At 65.0% G+C, this 20742-nt stretch carries 22 protein-coding genes; 15 read left to right on the forward strand and 7 right to left on the reverse strand.

The window, feature by feature from the left end; all coding sequences use genetic code 11:
* Window positions 1-2 precede the first annotated feature (2 nt).
* From IC40_RS0106425 to IC40_RS0106460, 8 genes are read left to right on the forward strand one after another with little or no spacing between them, the layout of a single operon-like run.
* Window positions 3-362: an ArsR/SmtB family transcription factor gene (locus tag IC40_RS0106425; protein WP_081843341.1), complete on the forward strand. Its 360-nt coding sequence runs from the start codon at window positions 3-5 to the stop codon at window positions 360-362.
* A gap of 16 nt (window positions 363-378) precedes the next feature.
* A complete protein-coding gene (locus IC40_RS0106430) occupies window positions 379-1146 on the forward strand; it encodes a helix-turn-helix domain-containing protein (protein ID WP_030133920.1) in 768 nt (255 codons plus the stop codon).
* Window positions 1147-1193: 47 nt separating this feature from the next.
* A complete protein-coding gene (locus tag IC40_RS0106435; protein ID WP_030133921.1) occupies window positions 1194-2162 on the forward strand; it encodes a sterol desaturase family protein in 969 nt (322 codons plus the stop codon).
* A gap of 17 nt (window positions 2163-2179) precedes the next feature.
* Window positions 2180-2587, forward strand: coding sequence for an ArsR/SmtB family transcription factor (locus IC40_RS0106440; RefSeq protein WP_030133922.1), 408 nt, complete (start codon window positions 2180-2182; stop codon window positions 2585-2587).
* Complete coding sequence (locus IC40_RS0106445; protein ID WP_030133923.1) at window positions 2587-4554, forward strand: heavy metal translocating P-type ATPase; 1968 nt, start codon at window positions 2587-2589, stop codon at window positions 4552-4554. The genes IC40_RS0106440 and IC40_RS0106445 overlap by 1 nt, the downstream gene beginning before the upstream one ends.
* Window positions 4551-5057, forward strand: a complete 507-nt coding sequence (gene lspA, locus IC40_RS0106450; protein ID WP_030133924.1) for a signal peptidase II — start codon at window positions 4551-4553, stop codon at window positions 5055-5057. Before IC40_RS0106445 ends, lspA begins: the two co-directional genes overlap by 4 nt.
* Window positions 5054-5656 carry a cadmium resistance transporter gene (locus IC40_RS0106455; RefSeq protein ID WP_030133925.1) on the forward strand — a complete coding sequence of 201 codons (603 nt, stop codon included), beginning with the start codon at window positions 5054-5056 and terminating at the stop codon, window positions 5654-5656. Before lspA ends, IC40_RS0106455 begins: the two co-directional genes overlap by 4 nt.
* Window positions 5657-5714: 58 nt before the next feature.
* A complete protein-coding gene (locus IC40_RS0106460) occupies window positions 5715-6308 on the forward strand; it encodes a TlpA family protein disulfide reductase (RefSeq protein WP_030133926.1) in 594 nt (197 codons plus the stop codon).
* Between the two features lie 47 nt (window positions 6309-6355).
* On the opposite strand, the gene IC40_RS0106465 is transcribed toward IC40_RS0106460, so the two are convergent.
* The gene (locus IC40_RS0106465; protein ID WP_030133927.1) at window positions 6356-6700 is read right to left on the reverse strand and encodes a DUF3703 domain-containing protein; all 345 of its coding nucleotides are present in this window, start codon (window positions 6698-6700) and stop codon (window positions 6356-6358) included.
* Between the two features lie 137 nt (window positions 6701-6837).
* Window positions 6838-7221, reverse strand: coding sequence for an ArsR/SmtB family transcription factor (locus tag IC40_RS0106470; RefSeq protein ID WP_030133928.1), 384 nt, complete (start codon window positions 7219-7221; stop codon window positions 6838-6840).
* Between the two features lie 24 nt (window positions 7222-7245).
* On the opposite strand from IC40_RS0106470, the gene IC40_RS0106475 reads away from it, so the two are divergent.
* Window positions 7246-7932, forward strand: a complete 687-nt coding sequence (locus tag IC40_RS0106475; RefSeq protein ID WP_042509751.1) for a DsbA family protein — start codon at window positions 7246-7248, stop codon at window positions 7930-7932.
* A 69-nt stretch (window positions 7933-8001) separates the two neighbouring features.
* On the opposite strand, the gene IC40_RS0106480 is transcribed toward IC40_RS0106475, so the two are convergent.
* Entirely contained in the window at window positions 8002-8313 is a 312-nt protein-coding gene (locus IC40_RS0106480; protein WP_030133930.1) for a hypothetical protein, read from the reverse strand.
* 686 nt (window positions 8314-8999) lie between these two features.
* Window positions 9000-9806 carry an alpha/beta fold hydrolase gene (locus IC40_RS0106485; RefSeq protein WP_030133931.1) on the reverse strand — a complete coding sequence of 269 codons (807 nt, stop codon included), beginning with the start codon at window positions 9804-9806 and terminating at the stop codon, window positions 9000-9002.
* A gap of 155 nt (window positions 9807-9961) precedes the next feature.
* On the opposite strand from IC40_RS0106485, the gene IC40_RS0106490 reads away from it, so the two are divergent.
* From IC40_RS0106490 to IC40_RS0106515, 6 genes are all read left to right on the forward strand, one after another.
* Window positions 9962-10174: a heavy-metal-associated domain-containing protein gene (locus IC40_RS0106490; RefSeq protein ID WP_030133932.1), complete on the forward strand. Its 213-nt coding sequence runs from the start codon at window positions 9962-9964 to the stop codon at window positions 10172-10174.
* Complete coding sequence (locus IC40_RS0106495) at window positions 10171-11142, forward strand: DUF8832 domain-containing protein (protein ID WP_030133933.1); 972 nt, start codon at window positions 10171-10173, stop codon at window positions 11140-11142. Before IC40_RS0106490 ends, IC40_RS0106495 begins: the two co-directional genes overlap by 4 nt.
* A gap of 41 nt (window positions 11143-11183) precedes the next feature.
* Entirely contained in the window at window positions 11184-13451 is a 2268-nt protein-coding gene (locus tag IC40_RS0106500; protein WP_030133934.1) for a heavy metal translocating P-type ATPase, read from the forward strand.
* Between the two features lie 24 nt (window positions 13452-13475).
* Entirely contained in the window at window positions 13476-13751 is a 276-nt protein-coding gene (locus IC40_RS0106505) for a YHS domain-containing protein (RefSeq protein ID WP_030133935.1), read from the forward strand.
* Window positions 13752-13822: 71 nt separating this feature from the next.
* Window positions 13823-14152, forward strand: coding sequence for a metal-sensitive transcriptional regulator (locus IC40_RS0106510; RefSeq protein WP_030133936.1), 330 nt, complete (start codon window positions 13823-13825; stop codon window positions 14150-14152).
* A gap of 87 nt (window positions 14153-14239) precedes the next feature.
* Window positions 14240-16369, forward strand: a complete 2130-nt coding sequence (locus IC40_RS0106515; RefSeq protein ID WP_030133937.1) for a heavy metal translocating P-type ATPase — start codon at window positions 14240-14242, stop codon at window positions 16367-16369.
* 123 nt (window positions 16370-16492) lie between these two features.
* On the opposite strand, the gene IC40_RS0106520 is transcribed toward IC40_RS0106515, so the two are convergent.
* The 3 genes from IC40_RS0106520 to IC40_RS0106540 form a co-directional block, all read right to left on the reverse strand.
* Entirely contained in the window at window positions 16493-17347 is an 855-nt protein-coding gene (locus IC40_RS0106520) for a hypothetical protein (RefSeq protein WP_030133938.1), read from the reverse strand.
* Window positions 17348-17612: 265 nt separating this feature from the next.
* Window positions 17613-19256 (reverse strand): DUF6119 family protein, encoded by a 1644-nt coding sequence (locus IC40_RS0106525; RefSeq protein ID WP_157837303.1) that lies wholly within the window; start codon window positions 19254-19256, stop codon window positions 17613-17615.
* Window positions 19257-19826: 570 nt separating this feature from the next.
* On the reverse strand, window positions 19827-20285 hold the full coding sequence (locus IC40_RS0106540; RefSeq protein ID WP_110783354.1) for an SHOCT domain-containing protein: 459 nt from the start codon (window positions 20283-20285) through the stop codon (window positions 19827-19829).
* Between the last annotated feature and the right edge of the window lie 457 nt (window positions 20286-20742).

The raw sequence follows: 20742 nt of genomic DNA on the forward strand, positions 1-20742 counted from the left end.
ACATGGCAACCGCGACCGCACCGTTGACCTCAAGTGATGTGGCCAGCTGCTGCTCACCGCTGACCGGCGGCGTGCTGGACACCGCTGCCGCCGAACGACTCGCCTCGGTGTTCAAGGCGCTTGCCGACCCGGCACGGGTCAAACTGGTGTCGCTCATCGCCGCATCAGACGGTGGGGAAGCCTGCATCTGCGACCTCACCGAGCCACTTGGGCTGAGCCAACCCACGGTGTCCCATCACATGAAGCTGCTCGTCGACAGCGGCCTCGTCAGCCGCGACCAACGCGGCAAGTGGGCCTACTACCGCGTCAATGTCGCAGCCCTGGACCGCATCGCCACCGCAATGTCGACGCATTCAGAATGACCATCGTTCGATGGCGATGAATAGGTCCGGCCTTGATCTCGGCGTGGAGCCGCGCTGGGGCGGTGCGGCACTGCTGCGTCCGGGGGTGTTGGCGTTCACCGGGTCCATCGGCACCACCGATGCCCACGCCCATCACGCCGTGCAGATCATCACCGCGACAACGGCGTTCACGGTGCTTGACGAGCACGGCGCGCGGCACCGCGGCACGAAGGTGGTCGTGCCCGCCGATGCCCCCCATCGAGTCGAGGTCGGAGCGCCGGAGGGCACGGTGGTGTTCCTGGAGCCGGAGTCCGCGCCGGGACGGTCTGCGCAGCTGCGTGCGGTCCACTCTGGGTGGACTGTTGCCCCGGTGCTGACGTTCACCCGTCGGCGAGCGCTGGCCACGGTGGTCGACGAGCTGATCGCGCACCTGGCGCCCGTCCTTGCCGTAGACGACAGGGCGCACCATCCCGCCATCGTTGACGCGTTGCGGCTGTTGCCTGACCTTGTGGCGGCGGGCCCGGTCAGCGGTACAGAATTAGCTGCACGGGTCGGGATTTCGCCGAGTCGGCTGACGCATTTGTTCACTGAGCAGGTCGGGATTCCGTTACGCCGTTACGTGTTGTGGTCGCGGCTGCGGATCGCGATCACCCGCGTGCAGTCCGGGGACGACCTCACTGGGGCGGCGCACGGTGCGGGTTTCGCCGATAGCGCGCACCTTTCTCGCACGACCCGCGAGATGTTCGGCTTGGCGCCCTCGGTGTTGAGCCGGCACGTGTCCTGGGATCTCGACAGCACCGGTTAGCCGAATCGTTCAAGCCCCGCCGTGGCGGCGGCCGCGACGATCAAGGCATGAGTACGACTTCCATGACATCGATGGCCACCAGCGCGGTTCAGGTGGTGGCCCGGTACGGCTATGTGCCGTTCATGCTGATCGGCCTCAACGGCGCGGGTATCGCCGTGGCCGCGGCCGGGGCACCGAAGTACTGGTTGATGGTCATTCTGGTCGTCGCGATCGCGACGGCGTTTCTGGTCGAACGGGTCATCCCGTATGACCCCGAGTGGAACCACGACCGTGCCGATAGCACCCGCGACCGCATCCACGTCGCGGTCAACGAAACCCTCATCCTGGGCAGCGTGGCCGCCATCCCGCTGCTCGCCGCGATCGTGCCCGCGCCCCAGTTGTGGCCGTACAGTTGGCCGTTCGTCGCACAGGTGCTAGCCGCGATCCTGGTCGCGGATTTCGGCATCACCGTCGTACACCTGGCCAGCCACAAGATCGGCGTGCTGTGGCGATTCCACGCGGTGCACCACAGCATCACCCGCTTCTACGGCCTCAACGGCCTGATGAAACACCCCCTACACCAAACCGCCGAGATGGCCGCCGGCGTGGCCCCCCTGATCCTGATCGGCCTGCCCGTCAACGTGGCCTCCGTGTTGGCGCTGGCCGTGGCAATCCAGCTGCTGTTGCAGCACTCCAACGCCGACTACCGCATCGGTCCCGCCAAGTACGTCCTAGCCCTCAACGAAGGCCACCGCTTTCACCACCTCAAGTGGGCCGGCATCGGTGACGTCAACTTCGGACTGTTCACCCTGGTGTGGGATCACCTGCTGCGCACCTACTCCTACGACCCCGCCCGACGATTCGACTCCACCCAACTCGGCATGGCCGCCAAACCCGACTACCCCAGCGGCTACCTGCGCCAGATGATCTACCCGTTCACCCGCGACGGCGGATGCACCCTCACACCCACCGCCACCGCGGCGACGAACGGCACCGAGACGTCGACGCCCGACCCCAGCGAAAAGTATCGCTGCTAACCGGTCATAATCGTCATATGGCGATGAATAAATCGGATGCGTGCCTCGGCGGCAGCGCCCCAGGAAACTCCTCGAATCTGGATGCGGCGGTGGCGCTATTTCACAGCCTCTCCGATTCGGCTCGGTTGGCGATCGTGCGCCGCCTCGCTGACGGGGAGGCCCGCGTGGCCGACCTGATCGGAGAGCTGGGGTTGGCCCAGTCCACCGTGTCGGCGCATGTGGCGTGCCTGCGGGACTGCGGGCTGGTCACCGGCCGCCCCGAGGGCCGGCAGGTGTTCTACTCGCTGACCCGCCCCGAACTGCTCGACCTGCTCGCCTCCGCCGAAACACTGCTCGCCGCCACCGGCAACGCCGTCGCACTGTGCCCCACCTACGGCACCCGCTCCCGCACCGACGCGACGACCAGCACGAAGGAGACTCGCTGATGAGCGACGCCTGCGGCTGCGGCAACGACGAACCCCGCGGCGCCGACGAGGAGGAGCGTGAGCCCGAGCGGCTGTGGCAGATCAAGGAACTGCAGTTCGCCGCCATTTCGGGGGTGTTCCTGCTGGCAGCGGTGATCGCCGGGTTCCTCGACGTCGCCGAGCCGGTCGTGCGCACGCTGGAAGCGGTGGCGCTGCTGGCCGGCGCCTATACCTTCGTGCCGTCCACCCTCACACGGCTGGCCAAGGGCAAGATCGGCGTGGGCACGCTGATGACCATCGCCGCCGTGGGCGCGGTGATCCTCGGCGAGGTGGGTGAGGCCGCCATGCTGGCCTTCCTGTTCTCCATCAGCGAGGGACTGGAGGAGTACTCGCTGGCGCGCACTCGCCGCGGACTGCGCGCACTGTTGTCGCTGGTGCCCGACGAAGCGACAGTGCTGCGTGACGGTAGCGAAAAGACCGTGGCGACAGCCGATGTGCGGATCGGCGACCGGATGCTGGTCAAGCCCGGTGAGCGCGTCGCCACCGACGGCATCATCCGCGACGGCCGCACCGCGCTGGATGTCTCGGCCATCACCGGTGAGTCGGTCCCCGTGGAGGCTGGGCCCGGTGATGAGGTATTCGCGGGGTCGATCAACGGCACCGGGGTGCTCGAGGTGGAGGTCACCACCACCGCCGAGGACAACTCGCTGGCCCGCATCGTGCGCATCGTGGAGGCCGAACAGTCCCGCAAGGGCGCCTCCCAACGCCTGGCTGACCGCATCGCCAAACCCCTGGTTCCCGGGGTGATGATCGTCGCGGCGCTGATCGCGGTGATCGGCAGCCTGCTCGGGGACTCGGCCACCTGGATCGAACGTGCCCTGGTGGTGCTGGTCGCCGCCTCGCCGTGCGCCCTGGCGATCTCGGTGCCCGTCACCGTGGTGGCCGCCATCGGCGCCGCCAGCAAGCTCGGTGCGCTGGTCAAGGGCGGCGCCGCGCTGGAAGGGCTGGGCAAGATCCGCGGTGTCGCGTTGGACAAGACCGGGACGCTCACCGCGAACCGGCCCGCAGTCATCGACGTGGCCACCACCCACGGCGCCACCCGCGAGCAGGTGCTGGATCTGGCTGCGGCTCTGGAAGCGCGCAGCGAGCACCCGCTGGCCGCGGCGATCCTCGCCGCCGTCGAGGACGTCATCCCTGCCACCGACGTGGAGGCCGTCACCGGCGCCGGGCTCACCGGACGCCGCGATGGGCACACGCTTCGTCTGGGCCGCCCCGGCTGGCTCGACCCTGGCCCGCTCGCCGAGGAGGTCGCGTGCATGCAGCAGGCGGGGGCCACCGCCGTCCTCGTCGAACACGACAGCCAGGTCATCGGTGCCATCGCCGTGCGCGACGAGCTGCGCCCCGAGGCCGCCGAGGTGGTCGCCCGGCTGCGCCGCGACGGCTACCACGTCGCCATGCTCACCGGCGACAACCAGGCCACCGCAGCGGCTTTGGCCCGCGACGTCGGGATCGACGCCGTGCACGCCGAGCTGCGCCCCGAAGACAAAGCGCGACTGATCGAAGAGCTGCGGGCCCAGCGCCCCACGGCGATGGTCGGCGACGGCGTCAACGACGCTCCCGCGCTGGCCACCGCCGACGTCGGTATCGCGATGGGCGCGATGGGCACCGACGTGGCCATCGAAACCGCGGACGTGGCGTTGATGGGCGAAGACCTGCGCCACCTGCCCCAGACGTTCACCCACGCGCGCCGGGCGCGGCGGATCATGCTGCAAAACGTCGGCCTATCCCTGGGCCTGATCATCGCGTTGGTGCCGCTGGCACTGTTCGGGGTGCTCGGGCTGGCCGCCGTGGTGCTGGTCCACGAACTCGCCGAGATCGTGGTCATCGCCAACGGTGTGCGGGCTGGGCGCACCAAGCCACTGGCCGCTGCGCCGGTCGATCCGGCCGCCAGCGACACCCGCGCGGCGCCGGTGGGCGCGCCGTCGTGACCGCTGGCCACACCGGCGCCGAGGCCAGGGTAATTCGGGGCCGGATCACCCTGGCCGCCACGGCGGTCATCGCCGCCGGACTTGATCTGGGACTGAAGACGTGGGCCGCCCGGGCGCTGAACGATGGCAGCTCAACAGATCTCGGTCTGCTGCACCTGCGGCTGGCGTTCAACCCCGGGGTGGCATTCAGTCTCGGCGACACCCTGCCCCCAGCGGTCCTGCTCGGCGTCACCGGCGTGATCGTGGTCGCACTCGCGGTGTTCGCGGTCCGCGTCACTCGCACCGCCGCGCTGCCCGTCGTGCTGGCGCTGGCCGCGATGCTGGGTGGCGCGGTGGCCAACCTGATCGATCGCGCCGCTGACGGACTGGTCACCGACTACCAGCACACGGGCTGGTTTCCGACCTTCAACCTCGCTGACGTCTTCGTCGTCGGCGGCGGAGCCGTCCTCGCTGTGGCGAGCTGGCGCACCAGCGACACCGCAGCCACGGGGGCCGGCGCATGATCCTGTCGTCAGTTCTGCCCGCGATCGGCCTGTTCATCGTCACCAACATCGACGACATCATCGTGCTGTCGCTGTTCTTCGCCCGCGGCGCGGGGCAACGCGGAACAACGGCCCGGATCACCGCAGGCCAGTACCTAGGGTTTGCGGGGATTCTGGGCGCGGCGGTGCTGGTGACGTTGGGTGCCGGGGCGTTCCTTCCCCCGGAGATCATTCCGTACTTCGGGCTCATACCCCTGGCCCTGGGACTGTGGGCGGCATGGGAAGCCTGGCGTGGAAACGACGATGACGACGACGACGATGGAAGAGTCGCGGGTAAGAACGTCGGCATCTGGACCGTCGCGGCAGTCACCTTTGCCAATGGCGGGGACAACATCGGCGTCTACGTCCCGGTCTTCCTCAGCGTGGGACCCGCGGCCGTGGTGGCCTACTGCGTCGTCTTCCTCGTGCTCGTCGCGGTCCTCGTCGTCGCCGCCAAATTCGTCGCCACCCGCCGGCCGATCGCCGAGGTCCTCGAACGCTGGGAACACGTGCTGTTCCCGATCGTCTTGATCGCCCTCGGCATCTTCATCCTGGTCAGCGGCCTGGTCTTCTCAGAGTGAGGCAGGCCCCGCCCGCGCGCCACATCAACGCCAGAACGCTTGTGGTGAAGGAGGTTTCATGCGTAGCGTCAGGCAAATAGTGGCCGTTGCGGCAGCCCTTGTCATCGCGGCAGCCCAGGTCACCGGCTGCACCACTGGTGAGGATGCCGTCGCCCAAGGCGGTACGTTCGACTTCGTTTCCCCCGGCGGCCAGACCGCGATCTTCTACGACCCACCTTCGAGTCGGGTGACGATCGGCGACCTGAACGGCCCCGACTTGTTCACCGACGAAACGATCTGGCTGTCGGATTTCACCGGGAAGGTGGTCCTGATCAACGTGTGGGGCTCGTGGTGTGCGCCCTGCCGCACCGAAACTCCGGAACTGGAGACGGTCTACGCCGAATACCGCGACCGCGGTGTGCAGTTCCTGGGTATCGACGTACGCGACAACAGAGATACTGCACGCGATTCCGTCACTGACCGCAACGTGCAATATCCCTCCATTTTCGACCCCGCAATGCGCAGCCTCATCACCCTGGGACGCACCTATCCGACCAGCGTGGTCCCCACCACGATGGTCCTCGACCGCCAACGGGTCGCCGCGGTGTACCTCATGGCACTACTAGCCGAAGACCTACGGCCTCTACTCGATCGGCTGACCACCGAGCGATGACTCCTCACTGGACAGCAGCTTTGAGTGCGAGATCGCCGTGGCGGTGTTCACCTGCTGGTTAAGACTGCGGCGAGGTCGTCGGGGACGGGCATCGGTGTCATCAGCCCCGCCGTGACACGGCCGGTGTTGCCGACGGGATACCGACCGGTCATCGACCCAGGGGCAGCGACCATGAGGCGCAGCACCTGCCCGAGCGCTTCGCGGCGGTCGTGCTGGCGCACGGCCAACACCAGCATGGCGGCGTGGTTGCAGGTGTGCAGCCATGGATCTGGCTGCGACACGATGTGAGCCCTCTCCAGATGTCGCCATCGCACCAGCGAATCCTCGGCTTTCATGGCGGCGTCCATTTCGCTGCGATACACCAGGCGGGCCTGCGCACTGATCCTTGGCATCACACTCGCTCCTGTCGTACGGTCGGCAGTGCGGTCACGACCGCAAGACGGCCACCGCCACCAGCGGCATTCGTTACTTGTCAACACTTTCAGGACCCGCCCTGAACTCGGCATCGGATTACGGGCTGCAGCACGCATCAGCCACGATTCGGACTCTCTCCAGCAACCGCGGCCACACCGGACAACACCGCGGCCGTCAACTGGCGCCCACGCTCGGTCAGCCGATACATCACCAACTTCCCCTGGCGCCGCGAGGACACCAACGACGCATTCTTGAGCTGACGCAGATGGTGTGACACCAAACCCTGAGACAACCCCACCACCCAGGCCATGTCGCAGACGCACAATTCCTCGCCAGTGGCCAACGCGGCCGCTATGGACAGCCGGGTGCCGTCCGCCAGGCCACGCGCGGCTGCGGCTGCGGCCTGCACGGTGGCGTTGTCGGGCACCGCGGCCCGGATGGACTCTGCATGCGGGAGGTCCAAACACAGCAGGTCGCAGGTGTCCACCGGCTCGGCCATATCGATATACTAAAGTACGTTGATATGAAGATGAAAGGCCCCGGCTCGATCCTGGCCAGTACCCGCGTGCTCCTCACGCTCTTGGTCATCGCGGTCGCGACCGTGGGGACCGTCGTGTTTCTCTCCGTGCGCGATACCGGCTCAGCTCCCGACATCGCAGTCGACGACGGGTCAGCCGGGCAGACGGTCCGGGAAAACAGCCACCGGCTCAACTCGGTTCCCGACAGCGAGGTCTACTTCGTCGAGTTTCTCGACTTCGAATGCGAAGGCTGCCGGGCACTCTATCCCGCCATCGAGCAGCTCCGCGCCGAGTACGGCGACCGGGTGAACTTCGTGCTGCGCTACTTTCCGCTGCGCTCGCACTTCAACGCCGAACGCGCCGCACGCGCGGTGGAAGCCGCCGCCCAACAAGGTCAACTCGAAGCCATGTACCGCAAAATGTATGAGACACAAGCAGAGTGGGGCGAGCAACAAGTTCCCGCCGACGACGTCTTCCGGGGCTTTGCCCAACAGCTGGGCTTGGAGATGGAGGCCTTCGACGCCACCTACAACGACCCCGCAACCCTGCAACGCATCCAACTCGACATCGCCGACGGCACCGCACTCGGTGTACAGGGAACACCCACCTTCTTCATCAACAACGAGCGGATCCAGCCGCGCAGCTACGACGACCTGACTACGGCACTCGACCAAGCTCTGGAGCGCGGATAAGGCGCCCTTGTCTCGTTAGAACCAACGCGGCGATCCGTTTGCTGTCTCACATTAGTGCCCACGCATCGGTTAGCTGCGCGACTGTCGGCGCCGCAACGCTTCGTTCAGCTGGGTGACCGTTGGCAACCCCATCAGTCCGGTATCGGTCTGATACACCCGGCACGCCAACTCCGTCACCGGTACCGCATCGTCAAAAGCGTCTGTGCCGTCGATGAGGATGGTGGGAGAGCCCGCGAACGGCAAGGCGGCTGCCTCTTCGTCCGTAGTGACCCGCCGATACGTGATCTCGACGTCGGCCAATCCGGCTGCTGCCGCGCCCACACGAGCACCGGCTTCCTGCCAATTCGGGCACCCGTCGAAATAGACAATTTCCACTCTCATATGCCGATTGTGCGCGTAAAGAGCCGGCAAGCGCTTCACCTTCAAGTACGGACGTCTCCGCACGATCTCCCCTGCTGTCTCGTTTTTAAAGAAATGAGACCGCCCTGGGCTGCCCACGTTGCCGGCCGCATAGCGCCAAGTCGCGATGTCTCATTTCTTGTCCCACACGGCGTGTCTCAGATCCTCGATGGCGGTAAGCAGTGAGAAGTCATTGCAGGACGGCGATCCTCGGCTACGTCCGAGTTTGCGCCACTGGCCAGGTGCTCGACGCGCAAGTAACGTTGCCGCGACTGCCGGCGTTGATCTGTACCGCTGACGGGGCCTGCGAAGATAGGGCTGGCAATAAGCGCGTAGGCGCCGAATGGCAGAGGTTGGCGACAAACGTCTGACATGTCGCACATTGTGCGGGGATACCCCCGAGGGGTACTTTGCGGTTGTATCCACGGCGGGTACCTCGTCGACTGGGAGGCCTATCGTTCATGACGGCACAAGAGAAACTCCGGCGGCTCACCCAGAGTTCAACCATACGGTCGATCGCCAAGTGCGTGGCCCTGTGCACGTTTAGCCAAATCGCCGGCGGGCGCCGCCCTATCAAGGCCGATACGGGGAAATCCTGCTGCAGCTAAGGGCCTGCGGACCGCGGCCACCTCGGTGTCCCTGACGGGCTGCGCCGCTATTTGATGGCCTTAAATGTCCCGGTCCGACGTGGCGAGGAATTGTTCGATTGCCGGGCCGAAGGCGCGCGCCAGGTCTTCAGCGTTGGCGAGCAGGTCGGACATCGCGACCTCGGCAAGCTCTCCGTGCGGAAGGGCGTCGGCGAGGGTGCGCGCGAGTTGCGTAGGGTGGCGTGAGTAGTCGCCGGCGATGATGAGCGTCGGCGTGTTGATGCGCCGGAGTTCCTCGACAGTCGCGAAAGCGCGGTCATGACCGATTGTCGCTGCGGCAGCGGCACTTTGAGCGTCAGCGCGCGGAATGGCCTCGGTGACGAGGTTGGCAATGAGCGGCTGAAGATGAGGGACAAACAGCTCCCAGGCGGCCTGTAAACCGCGGGAGCGGGCGCGGTTGGCGAAACGGTCCATCAGCTCTGTGTCGGCAGCCTTGTCCTCGTCGTCCTCGATAGCTTCAGCACTGATGATGACTGCGGACCGGGCGACATGGCGGTGTTCCAGACATGTCCGCAAGGCAATCGTGCCGCCGAGGCCGGCGCCGACAAAGTGGGCGGACGTGGCGTCGAGCGCGTGCATGATCTCAATGGCGTCGGTGACGTACTGATCCCAGCGGTGCAACGTCGGGTCGGGGCATCGCGATGCTCCATATCCTCGAATATCCGGCAGCGCAACGCGATACCGGCCAGCAAGTCTATTGGCAAGCGGCCGCATGCTGTAGTGGTCGGGCCCACCGCCGTGCAGCATGACGATCAGCTCGCCGCGGCCGACGACCTCGCCCATGAGCGGCCAGCCGTCATCCCCGGCGTGCAACGTTCGCACCCCCATCGGTTCTCTCCCTTCGTCGCGGATTCCTCGACCGGCGTCGACGCGGCATCGCCAAGGGTCCGAGGAACCCGCCCTTGCAACATACCCTCTAGGGGTATAGGTTGGTGTACGCATACCGGGTAGGGGTATCACGCGTTGAAGATGGGAGTTCGGTCATGAGCACGATCACGTACGCCGTCACGGGAATGACCTGCGGGCACTGTGAGCTGTCGGTGCGAGAAGAAGTCAGCGAGGTCGCCGGGGTTCAAGACGTCGAGGTGAGCGCTTCGACGGGCACTCTGATCGTGACTTCCAGCGGTCCCGTCGATGACGCCCAGATCCTGCATGCGGTCGACGAGGCCGGTTATTCGGCGGTGCGTGTCGCATGAACGCTGCGGGACGGTTGGCCGCTTTCGGTGCGGGACTGGCGGTGGCGTTCACGGCTGCGTACGTCACCGCCGCGGCGGTCGACCCCGACACCGCGGTGACGGCCACTCAGCACGTTGGCGCTGAGCCCGCGGTTGATCACAGCGCGCCGATCGAGCAGGCGTTGCCGGTATCTCCTTTGTCCGCTGATCCGCCGGGGTTGTCGCTCGCCCAAGACGGATACGCGCTCAGCGCGGTGCGGGCACCCGGCGCACCCAACGATCGTGGCAGTTTGAGCTTCACCATTGCTGATCCCAGCGGTGCGCCGCTTCTGGACTACGCGACGGTGCACGACAAGCAGCTGCATCTCATCGTCGTCCGTTCTGATGGTGAGCATTTTGCGCATGTACACCCGGTCCTGGATCAGGCAACCGGCATATGGTCGACGCCTTGGACGTGGAAGTCCGCCGGCACCTATCGGGTGTTCGCGGACTTTCAACCTGCCCTGGCCAGCAGCATCAAACTCACGCTCACCCGCACCGTCGACGTGGCCGGCGAGGTGGTCCCGTCGCCCCCGCTGACGACACGCACCTCGGATGAAATTGCCGGGTACACCGTGGAACTCGACGGTGCGCTCACCGCGGGCGTCTCGAAGAAGCTCACAGCAATGGTGACTCGTGACGGCGAGCCGGTGACGACATTGCAGCCCTACCTGGGGGCCTATGGGCACCTCGTCGCGCTGCGTGAGGGCGACCTGGCGTATCTGCATGTGCACCCTGAGGGCGCTGAGCCGGTTGGGGGCCGTACCGGTGGGCCTGGGGTGTCGTTCGCGGCGACCGCACCCACCGCCGGTCGCTACCTGCTCTACCTCGACTTCAAGGTCGACGACACCGTGCACACCGCCACGTTCGTCGTCGACGCCGCACGCGGCGACACCAATCAGCCCGCGCCAGAACCTTCGCGCGACGCCGGCCATGCCGGCGGGCACTGACGACTTCCGCGCGACGCAGAATCTGAAAGGCAGTGGCACACATGACGACATCGACACCGGTGTCCGGCCCGAGCGTTGAGCTACGCATCGGGGGAATGACCTGCGCCTCATGCGCCAACCGCATCGAACGCAAGCTCAACAAGATCGATGGTGTCGCGGCCACGGTGAACTATGCGACCGAGAAGGCCACCGTCACGGTGCCCGACGGATACGATCCCGCACTACTGATCGCTGAGGTGGAAAGCGCCGGCTACAGCGCCGTATTACCCACACCGACGAAGCCCGCCCCGCCTGGGGCGACAGGCCAGACCGACGACCCCGGCATGGTGTCCCTGCGCCACCGGTTGACCGGTTCGGTGCTGTTGTCGGTGCCGGTCATCGCGATGGCGATGATCCCCGCGCTGCAGTTCACCTACTGGCAGTGGGCCTCGCTGGTGCTGGCTGCGCCGGTGATCGTCTGGGCGGCGTGGCCGTTTCACCGCGCAGCCTGGGCCAATCTGCGCCACGCCACGGCGACGATGGACACGCTCATCTCCCTGGGCACGTTGTCGGCCTTCCTGTGGTCGCTGTACGCGCTGTTCTTCGGGACCGCCGGCACCCCAGGAATGAAGCATCCGTTCGAGTTGACACTGGCACCTTCTCACGGCGCCGCCAACATCTACCTCGAAGTCGCCGCCGGTGTAACGACATTCATCCTTGCTGGGCGCTATTTCGAGAAGCGGTCCAAACGGCAGGCCGGTGCGGCGCTACGTGCCCTCCTGGAGATGGGCGCTAAGGACGTGTCCGTGCTGCGCGACGGCGCGGAATCGAAGATCGCCGTCGAGGACCTGATCCTGGGCGACGAGTTCGTAGTGCGCCCGGGGGAGAAGATCGCCACTGACGGGGTGGTGGTATCGGGGACATCAGCGGTCGATGCCTCGATGCTGACCGGCGAATCGGTCCCCGTGGAGGTCGGCCCAGGGGACACCGTGGTCGGTGCAACCGTCAACGCCGGCGGGCGGCTGGTGGTGCGCGCCACCCGTATCGGTTCCGACACCCAGTTGGCGCAGATGGCCCAACTGGTGGAGAACGCACAAACGGGCAAAGCCCAGGTCCAGCGGCTGGCCGATCGCATCTCCGGTGTCTTCGTCCCGATCGTCCTCGTGATCGCGGTGATCACGCTCGGCGCATGGCTGGGCGCGGGATTCGAAGTCGCGGCGGCCTTTACCGCCGCCGTGGCGGTACTGGTCATCGCCTGCCCCTGCGCATTGGGTTTGGCCACACCGACGGCACTATTGGTGGGCACCGGTCGCGGCGCGCAAATGGGCGTGTTGATCAAGGGCCCGGAGGTGCTGGAGTCCACCCGCAAGTTCGACACCGTGGTGCTGGACAAGACTGGCACCGTCACTACCGGCAAGATGACCCTGGTCGACGTCGTTACCGTCCAGGGAACAGAACGTATGGACCTGCTCCGGCTGGCCGGGGCAGTGGAGAACGCCTCAGAGCACCCGATCGCCCAAGCCATCGCCACCGCCGCCGCCGAAGAACTCGGGACGCTACCCACCCCCGAGGATTTCGCCAACGTCGAAGGCGAGGGTGTGCAGGGCGTCGTCGACGGCCACGCCGTCGTCGTGGGGCGCGAATCACTGCTCGCCGACTGGTCCCAACACCTGAGCCCAGAGTTGGTGCAGGCGAAAGAAGCGGCCGAAGCGCAGGGCAAGACGGTGGTCGCCGTCGGCTGGGACGGTCAGGCTCGCGGAGTACTCGTCGTCGCAGACACTGTGAAACCCACCAGTGCGCAGGCAATCTCACAGATGCATGAGCTTGGTCTGACGCCGGTGCTGCTCACCGGGGACAACGAAGCCGTCGCCCGGCAGATCGCCGCCGAGGTCGGCATCGACACCGTGATCGCCGAGGTCATGCCCAAAGACAAAGTCGACGTCATCGCCCGGCTGCAAGCCGAGGGCAAAACGGTGGCGATGGTCGGCGATGGCGTCAACGATGCGCCCGCCCTCGCCCAAGCCGACCTCGGCTTGGCTATGGGTACCGGAACCGATGTCGCGATCGAAGCCTCCGACATCACCCTGGTGCGCGGTGACCTGCGCAGCGCCGTCGACGCGATCCGGCTGTCCCGCAGAACACTGTCGACGATCAAGACGAACCTGTTCTGGGCGTTCGCCTACAACGTCGCCGCCATACCGGTAGCAGCACTGGGCATGCTCAACCCGATGCTCGCCGGCGCGGCCATGGCATTCTCCAGCGTCTTCGTCGTGGGCAACAGCCTGCGGCTGCGCGGCTTCACCTCCACCTCCTCCGCCCCTACCCACTAAGCCCTACTGGACTAAGGAGAACCCATGTCCGACAGCAAGAACGTGACGTCGAGCTGCTGCTGCAGCGGCTCAACACCAGACCTCGACACGACGGTCATCAATCCTGCGGCCACGAACCTCCTCGACCCCGCAACGGACCGGGCAACATGCCCGGTGATGCCCGGCACGCCGGTGGACAAGGCGGCCGCCGAAGCCGCGGGCCTGTTCCGCGACTACCGCGGCCGAAGGTATTGGTTCTGCTGCAAAGGATGTGGCCCACGGTTCGACCGTGACCCCGACAAGTACGCCGGCGCGGCGTGACTGACATCTCACACACCGGCCGCCGAGAGCCCGGCGGCGGTGCCCACGCTCACCGGAACGAAGGATCTGCCATGACGCACGTCGATGACGCTGATGACTGCCCGGCATCGGGTTCGGTGAACCACGGCTACATCACCGACAAAGACAAGTACCTCAAACGCTTGAAACGCATTGAGGGCCAAGCCCGCGGCATCAGCCGGATGATCGAGGAGGAACGCTATTGCATCGACATCCTCACCCAGGCTGACGCGTTGACCAAAGCCCTGCAGAGCGTCGCGCTGGCCCTGCTCGACGACCATCTACGACACTGCGTTCGAGACGCCGCTGCCGCCGGGGGAGCGGCCGCTGACGCCAAACTCACCGAAGCATCCGAAGCCATCGCCCGACTCGTGCGGTCATGACCGCGCAACGGCGGTGCACCGGCGCCGCCGCCTCGCTGCTACACAGCCCCGCGAACGAACACGTGAGACTCCTCAAGGAGACACAACATGACTGACCACGACGAGCACGCCAGAGCGACATCGCACACCGGCGTGCACGCCGACCATGCCGATCACGACGGCGGCGAGCACGGCGTTCACGACACCAGCGTCCACCAGGACGACCATGCTGACCACGGGGGCCATGCCAGCCATGGAGCCGATCATGTTGCTCAGTTCAGGAAGCTGTTCTGGATCAACCTGATCATCGCCATCCCTGTTATCGCGTTCTCGACCATGTTCGCCATGCTGCTCGGCTACGAAGTGCCTGACGTCCCCGGCGGCCGCTGGATCGCGCCACTGCTCGGTACGGTCATGTACGTTGTCGGCGGTCGCCCCTTCCTCACCGGCGCTGTCAGCGAAATTCGTTCTCGCACACCGGGAATGATGTTGCTCATCGGGCTGGCGATCACCGTGGCCTTCTTCGCCTCCTGGGGTGCGAGCCTGGGTCTGCTCCACCATGAACTGGAGTTCTGGTGGGAACTGGCGCTGCTGATCGTGATCATGCTGCTCGGTCACTGGGTCGAGATGCGCTCCCTGGCTCAGACCACCTCCGCACTGGATTCCCTGGCCGCCCTGCTTCCCGACGAGGCCGAGAAGGTCGACGGCGACCGCATCATCACCGTCTCACCCGCCGACCTGCAGGTGGGAGATCTGGTGGTCGTGCGACCCGGTGGCAGCGTCCCCGCCGACGGCAGAATCGTCGACGGACAAGCGGACATGGACGAGTCGATGGTGACCGGTGAATCGCGGCCGGTGAACCGCGGCGTCGGAGATGCGGTGACAGCCGGAACTGTCGCCACCGATTCCGGTTTGCGGGTCGAAATCACCGCCACCGGCGACGACACCGCCCTGGCGGGAATTCAACGCCTGGTCACCGAAGCGCAGAACTCGTCCTCCCGGGCCCAGCGCCTCGCCGACCGGGCAGCGGGCTGGCTATTCTGGTTCGCTTTGGGGACCGCCGCCATCACCGCCGCGGTGTGGTCGATCGTCGGCGACCCCGACGCCTCCGTCGTCCGGGCGATCACCGTGCTCGTCATCGCTTGCCCCCATGCGTTGGGATTGGCCATACCACTGGTCGTCTCGATCGCCACCGAACGCGCCGCGCGGGGAGGCGTGCTGATCAAGGACCGCCTCGCCCTAGAAGGAATGCGCACCGTTAACGCTGTGCTCTTCGACAAAACCGGCACCCTCACCAAGGGCGAACCGACCGTGACCGCGATCGAGGCCATCGGCGACCTCGACGACGACAACGTGCTCGCCCTGGCCGCCGCCGCCGAGGCCGACAGTGAACACCCCCTGGCACGGGCAATCGTGAAAGCCGCCGAGGAGCGGGGACTGACTGTGCCACGCGCGAACGGTTTCTCGTCGTCTCCCGCCGTCGGGGTGACTGCCACGGTCGACGGACACGAGATCCGCGTGGGTGGCCCGCGCCTGCTCGAAGACATTGGCGCGCAGGAAGTTCACGCGGCGACCTCGTGGCGCGAGGAGGGCGCGATCATTCTGCACGTGATCCGCGACGGCGCTGTCGTCGGCGGGCTGCGCCTGGCCGACGAGATCCGCCCCGAATCACGCGACGCGGTCGATGCCTTGCACAAGCTCGGCGTCGAGGTGGTCATGATCACCGGTGACGCCGAGGCGGTCGCCCAGGCGGTGGGCTATGAACTCGGTATCGACCGGGTGTTCGCCGGCGTACGCCCGGAGGACAAGGCGTCGAAGGTCTCTGCCCTGCAGCGTGAGGGCAAGAAGGTCGCGATGGTCGGCGATGGTGTCAACGACGCCCCGGCGTTGGCGCAGGCCGACGTTGGCATCGCGATCGGCGCCGGCACCGACGTCGCCATCGCCTCTGCCGGTGTCATCTTGGCCAGTTCCGACCCGCGCTCGGTGCTGTCGGTGATCGAGCTGTCCCGTGCGAGCTACCGAAAGATGAAGCAGAACCTGTGGTGGGGGGCGGGCTACAACCTCATTGCAGTGCCGTTGGCTGCCGGTGTGCTCGCGCCGATCGGGTTTGTGCTGCCGATGTCAGTCGGTGCGATCTTGATGTCGTTGTCGACGATCGTCGTGGCGCTTAACGCGCAACTGTTGCGCCGCCTCGACCTGAGCCCTGCGGCCAGCACACGCGCAGTCCTGGATCGCTGACACGGCAGGCGGCGCGTTGGCACGCGCGGCCTATCCGGTCCACGGCACTTTCGAGGATCGGTCGGCGGCGGCAGCGACGAGGACATCTGCCTACCGGGCCACATCAGCGCCGAGATCAGCTGTTTACTCACCGTGATCGTGATCGCTGTGGTCGTCATGCAGCGGGACCGCGGCTGGGGCTGGAACATCGGGTGAGGCGGGAACTTCGGTCGGCGTCGGAACTTCGGGTGGTGTGGCCGATTCGCCGGCAGGCTCGTTCACCGGCGCCGGGGTGGCCGGTTCGTGGTTGCTGTCAGGGCTATGGACATGCTCGCCGGTCGTCCCAGGGTCATCGTGCTCCTCGGGCTTAACGTCAGCGCCGTGGTGATCGCTATGCGCATCCTCGGGGGTCGCCCCGTGGTGACCACCGTCTGCGCTCGCTGGCCCATGATGGCCGTGCTGCAGACCTGAAGCAACACCCACCGTGGACGCCAGCGCCACGACACCGACTGCGCCCATGAGCACTACTGCGCTGCCGAACAACGGTACCGGCTCTCCTTGCAGGCCGCGGTACCACACCCAGCTGGCGCCCATCACGACGTAAATTTGAAGCAACAGTGCGCACAGGTCCGCGGCTTGGATCAGTTCCGCTTCCCCGGCGTGGGGGCCGAACGGGGCTCCCGCGGTCCTGGACATGGCCCACAGCGCAATGGCTCCAAGGTTGAGCATGGTGCCGGCAGCAAGCACAGGAGTCGTGGTTCGTGTGAGAACCAGCCGCGCCCACAGCAGTTGGGAGAGGGCGATCGATGTGAAAAACACGCCAGCGGGCATCCACTCCTGCCAGTGGGTGGGTACGACGGCGAAGTGGATAACCGAAGCGCCCAGCGAAGCGAGCGCGGCTAGCCGAGCCGCCAACCGGCTGTCGGTTTTCTTCGCTGTCTTTGGCGCCACCGAATTAGGATGACAGCGCCATCCGCGACAGCGGTTGCATGACATCACATCTCAACCCGACCGAGATTCATTCGTCATCAACTACGGTCCTTCTACGTAGATGAGGTCGATGTCAGCTTCTGAGGGGACTGCCCCGGGGCAGTCCCCTTTTCGCTCATCGTTGTTTATCGATCGGGCGTTTTCCAGCGAGGCGTTATCGGCGAAAGCCCGAAGATCTATCTCAGGGTCGTGCACGGTGCATCATGCCGAGCCAGTGTCTCGTATCTGCCCCATGCGGCGTGTCGACTACGTTCATCGCTTGCGCCAGTCACCGTCACTTCTCAAGGTTTGAGCCGTCGGCGCTCTCGATGGGGAAAACGATCACTTCAATACCTCTGGCACGAAGGTCGTCGACCGTCCTAACCAGGGTGACCTGGCTGAAGCTGAACAATGATTCGGGATCGAATTGCTCACCCGCAGCCTTTGCGATGGCGAACACTACCGCCGAGGGCTTTTCTCTAAGCAAATCCGTGTTGCCGCCCTGCTTTTGGATGAGCTCGCGAAACTTCTCCCGCGCCTCGTTGTCATGAGTGAGCGAGTGGGCTGAGTTATGGCCCTGCGCAAATAGGTGGCTCAGCGGCGCCGAGGCATCGGACTTCTTCACGTGCACCAGTGCACCGTCGGGGGCGAGGATGTCGCAAGTTTCGAATCCCCGCCGGTTCTGGGTGGTCCTGATTAGTCGACGGTCTAGGACAACTCCGCCAATTTGTCGCGCCGCCTCCTTGTTGTAATCTTCCTCATCGACCTTCTTGCCGTTCTCAATCTGCCAAGCTGGAAGGGTCAATCCCCAAGTAGTGCTGAATATTTCGCGTACCCGGTCCTGCAGTTGCGAAGCGTACTTGTCGTCCATGAGGTACCACATACCGTCGTGTAGAAAGTATCGACGGCCATCCAAGAGGGTCTCGTACGCTACCCACTTGCGGACTGCAATGTCAGAGCTGATCGGGTTTTGGGCCGCGGGGTCACTGAATAGCTGGATCCGTTGGCGTGTAAGCGATCCCAAGGGATCGGCCGGGTCGACCGCCTGACGAATGGTCTCAATTGTGGGCACGCCGTCCTGCGGGGCCTTTGGGCCTCGGCGACCTTTCAATTTGTATGCTTCGGGTGTTCCATTTTCGTTGATGGCTTCATGTGGCCACGCCACGCTGACCTTGGTGTCGGCACTGTCGAGCAAAGCTATCGCCAGCAGACCGTCGAGTCTGATCGCTTCGGGGCTGTCCTTCTTGAAAGCGACGAGTTGCTCGAGAATCTGAAGTTCCTGAAGCGGAGGTTTTCGAAGAGTTTCCTCGAGCGCGGATAGATCGGCTAGAAAGCTCTCAGGCGTATGGGCCAGCGGCAGGTTTAGCGCGTCGGCACCGCGCAGGGTGAACGTCTTGCCGACGGTGAGACCTGTGATTTCGGCGGTAGCTACTATCCGTGTCACGAGCTCCCCGAAATCCCCAAGTCCGAAGCCACTCAGCTGCGATCCGGACGGGATTGACGATCGGTCCACTTTTGCGCGACTGTCCATAGTCTTACTAGTAAGTGAGTTCAAGCTGTCCGGGTGGGCAACCCGGATTGCAATCCGCTGGCCAAAACCGGGATCAACGCGTGCTTGCTCGAGAAGATGGAACCCCATCCCGTAGGTGACTGCCCACGCCGTGGCGCCCTCGCCTCTAATGACAAGCACTGCGGCCGCGTTCTGGTTGGCGGCATCGAATGGAACATTGATCAGGGATCCGAGTCGATCTGCCCAACGGGCGCGATCGGTCTTCATATGTCCATGAACCAACAGGGCTGCACGATCGCCGACCGTGCAGTCCACTTCTGTGAACTTGGCATCATCGTCGAGGTATTTATCGCGTATCGCGTCCTTGAGTTTGGGAACCGCAGTCAGCCGGTACAAGGTAGTTGACGTCGCTGATGCCTTGCCAGCCACGGAGGTTCCTTTCTGGTTAAGACGCACGGCGAGCCTGACCGAGGGTGGCGGCGCCGCGGATCTTGATGTTCGAAGATCGAGCAATTTGCAAAGTTGCCAATTAAACAGCGGTCTACCAGATCTGCTCGTCCAACTGAGTGCGCATCGCCGACAGCGCGTTGGTGAATTCGTCGTTCAGGTCAGCCCCTACACCGCTCGAGCAAAGATCCATCCTTGATCGCCTGGCAGTGCACATAGTCCGAAGCCGCAACTGGACTCGAAGCTGCACACTCGTGCGTTTACCGCAACTTCAATCCAGGACGGAAATGCCATTGACCGGAACTTTATGGAAACTAATGGCGACGCAGGGGTCAGTGGCGCAGCATTTCTAGTCGGCACCAAAAGAAGCGACAATAGTTGTGCTTTTCACCACGTTGACCTAATAAACGGGCGAGCTGTCGCGGGCGGCCATGGCGCATCGCGACTGCCGGCCCGGGCCGCTGTTCGGACGAGCGCTGAACACCCGAAGTCGTTAGTCGAGTGCTGCTGACGCGCAGATTGAGCTCTGTCGCTCGTGTGCCCGACTGCAGCTCAGCTAATGAGTTTGCGCTTGGCGATTTCGAACTCTTCGGAGGTCAACACTCCTGTGTCTCGCAAAGCTGCGAGTTTGGCGAGCTCGTCCACCCACGATGTGGTGGGCGTAGCGGTGGAACTGGCGCCGGGCGTCGATTGATGGACGTTGGTCCCAAATCTCGGGTGGGCGCGCAGCACCTGTTCAATCTTGGCGGCGGTCCCGTGGTTTACCGCGACCTCTGCGAGGGTCGTTCCTGAGCCCTGCACGACAAACACCTGTTGCAGCGCTGACGCGTCGAGTCGCTTCTTGTCGTCGCGTGTCACTTTGCGGACTGAGAAACCGGTGATGTCTGCGACTGTCACCCGGAAGGCCGGGATCAATTTTCCGGTCTGGCGGTACTCGACGCTATCGCCGTAGTCGATCACGCTTCCATTGCCGAACCCGAGCCCGATCGAGTTGCCCACTTCTCGCGCCACGCTGTCCCCATCCTAAGTCAATAGCCGGCAATGATATCGACGACCCATGACAGGGAAGTGCAGATTGCTCACCCTCTGGCGGGCCGCGCCCGTGATGATCGGCCTCAGTGGCTTTGTGCCATCGATCAACGCGGGAGGCGCGGCCCAGACGGCTACGGCAAACATTCGGAAACTGGCGGGCTGATAACAGAGATTCCGCTCCGATTTGTAACTTCGGTCCAGCTCCGGGCACCGCGTCTGGTCCTAGGGAAACCTGCACAGTGTCCCAAGAGTGTCCCAAGACGTGTTCAAACAGCCCGGACGCGGCGAGACGCTTGAGACGCCAAATGGCCTCTGAACTGCACAGATGAGACGCGCTGAGACACGACGAGACGGCATTGAGCTCCCTGGGGGTCAAGTGGTCGCAGGTTCAGATCCTGTCAGCCCGACCAAGAAAACCCGCTCTGACCTCGGTCGG

Source organism: Mycolicibacterium neoaurum ATCC 25795 (assembly GCF_000691525.1).
In the GTDB taxonomy this organism is placed as follows: domain Bacteria; phylum Actinomycetota; class Actinomycetes; order Mycobacteriales; family Mycobacteriaceae; genus Mycobacterium; species Mycobacterium neoaurum.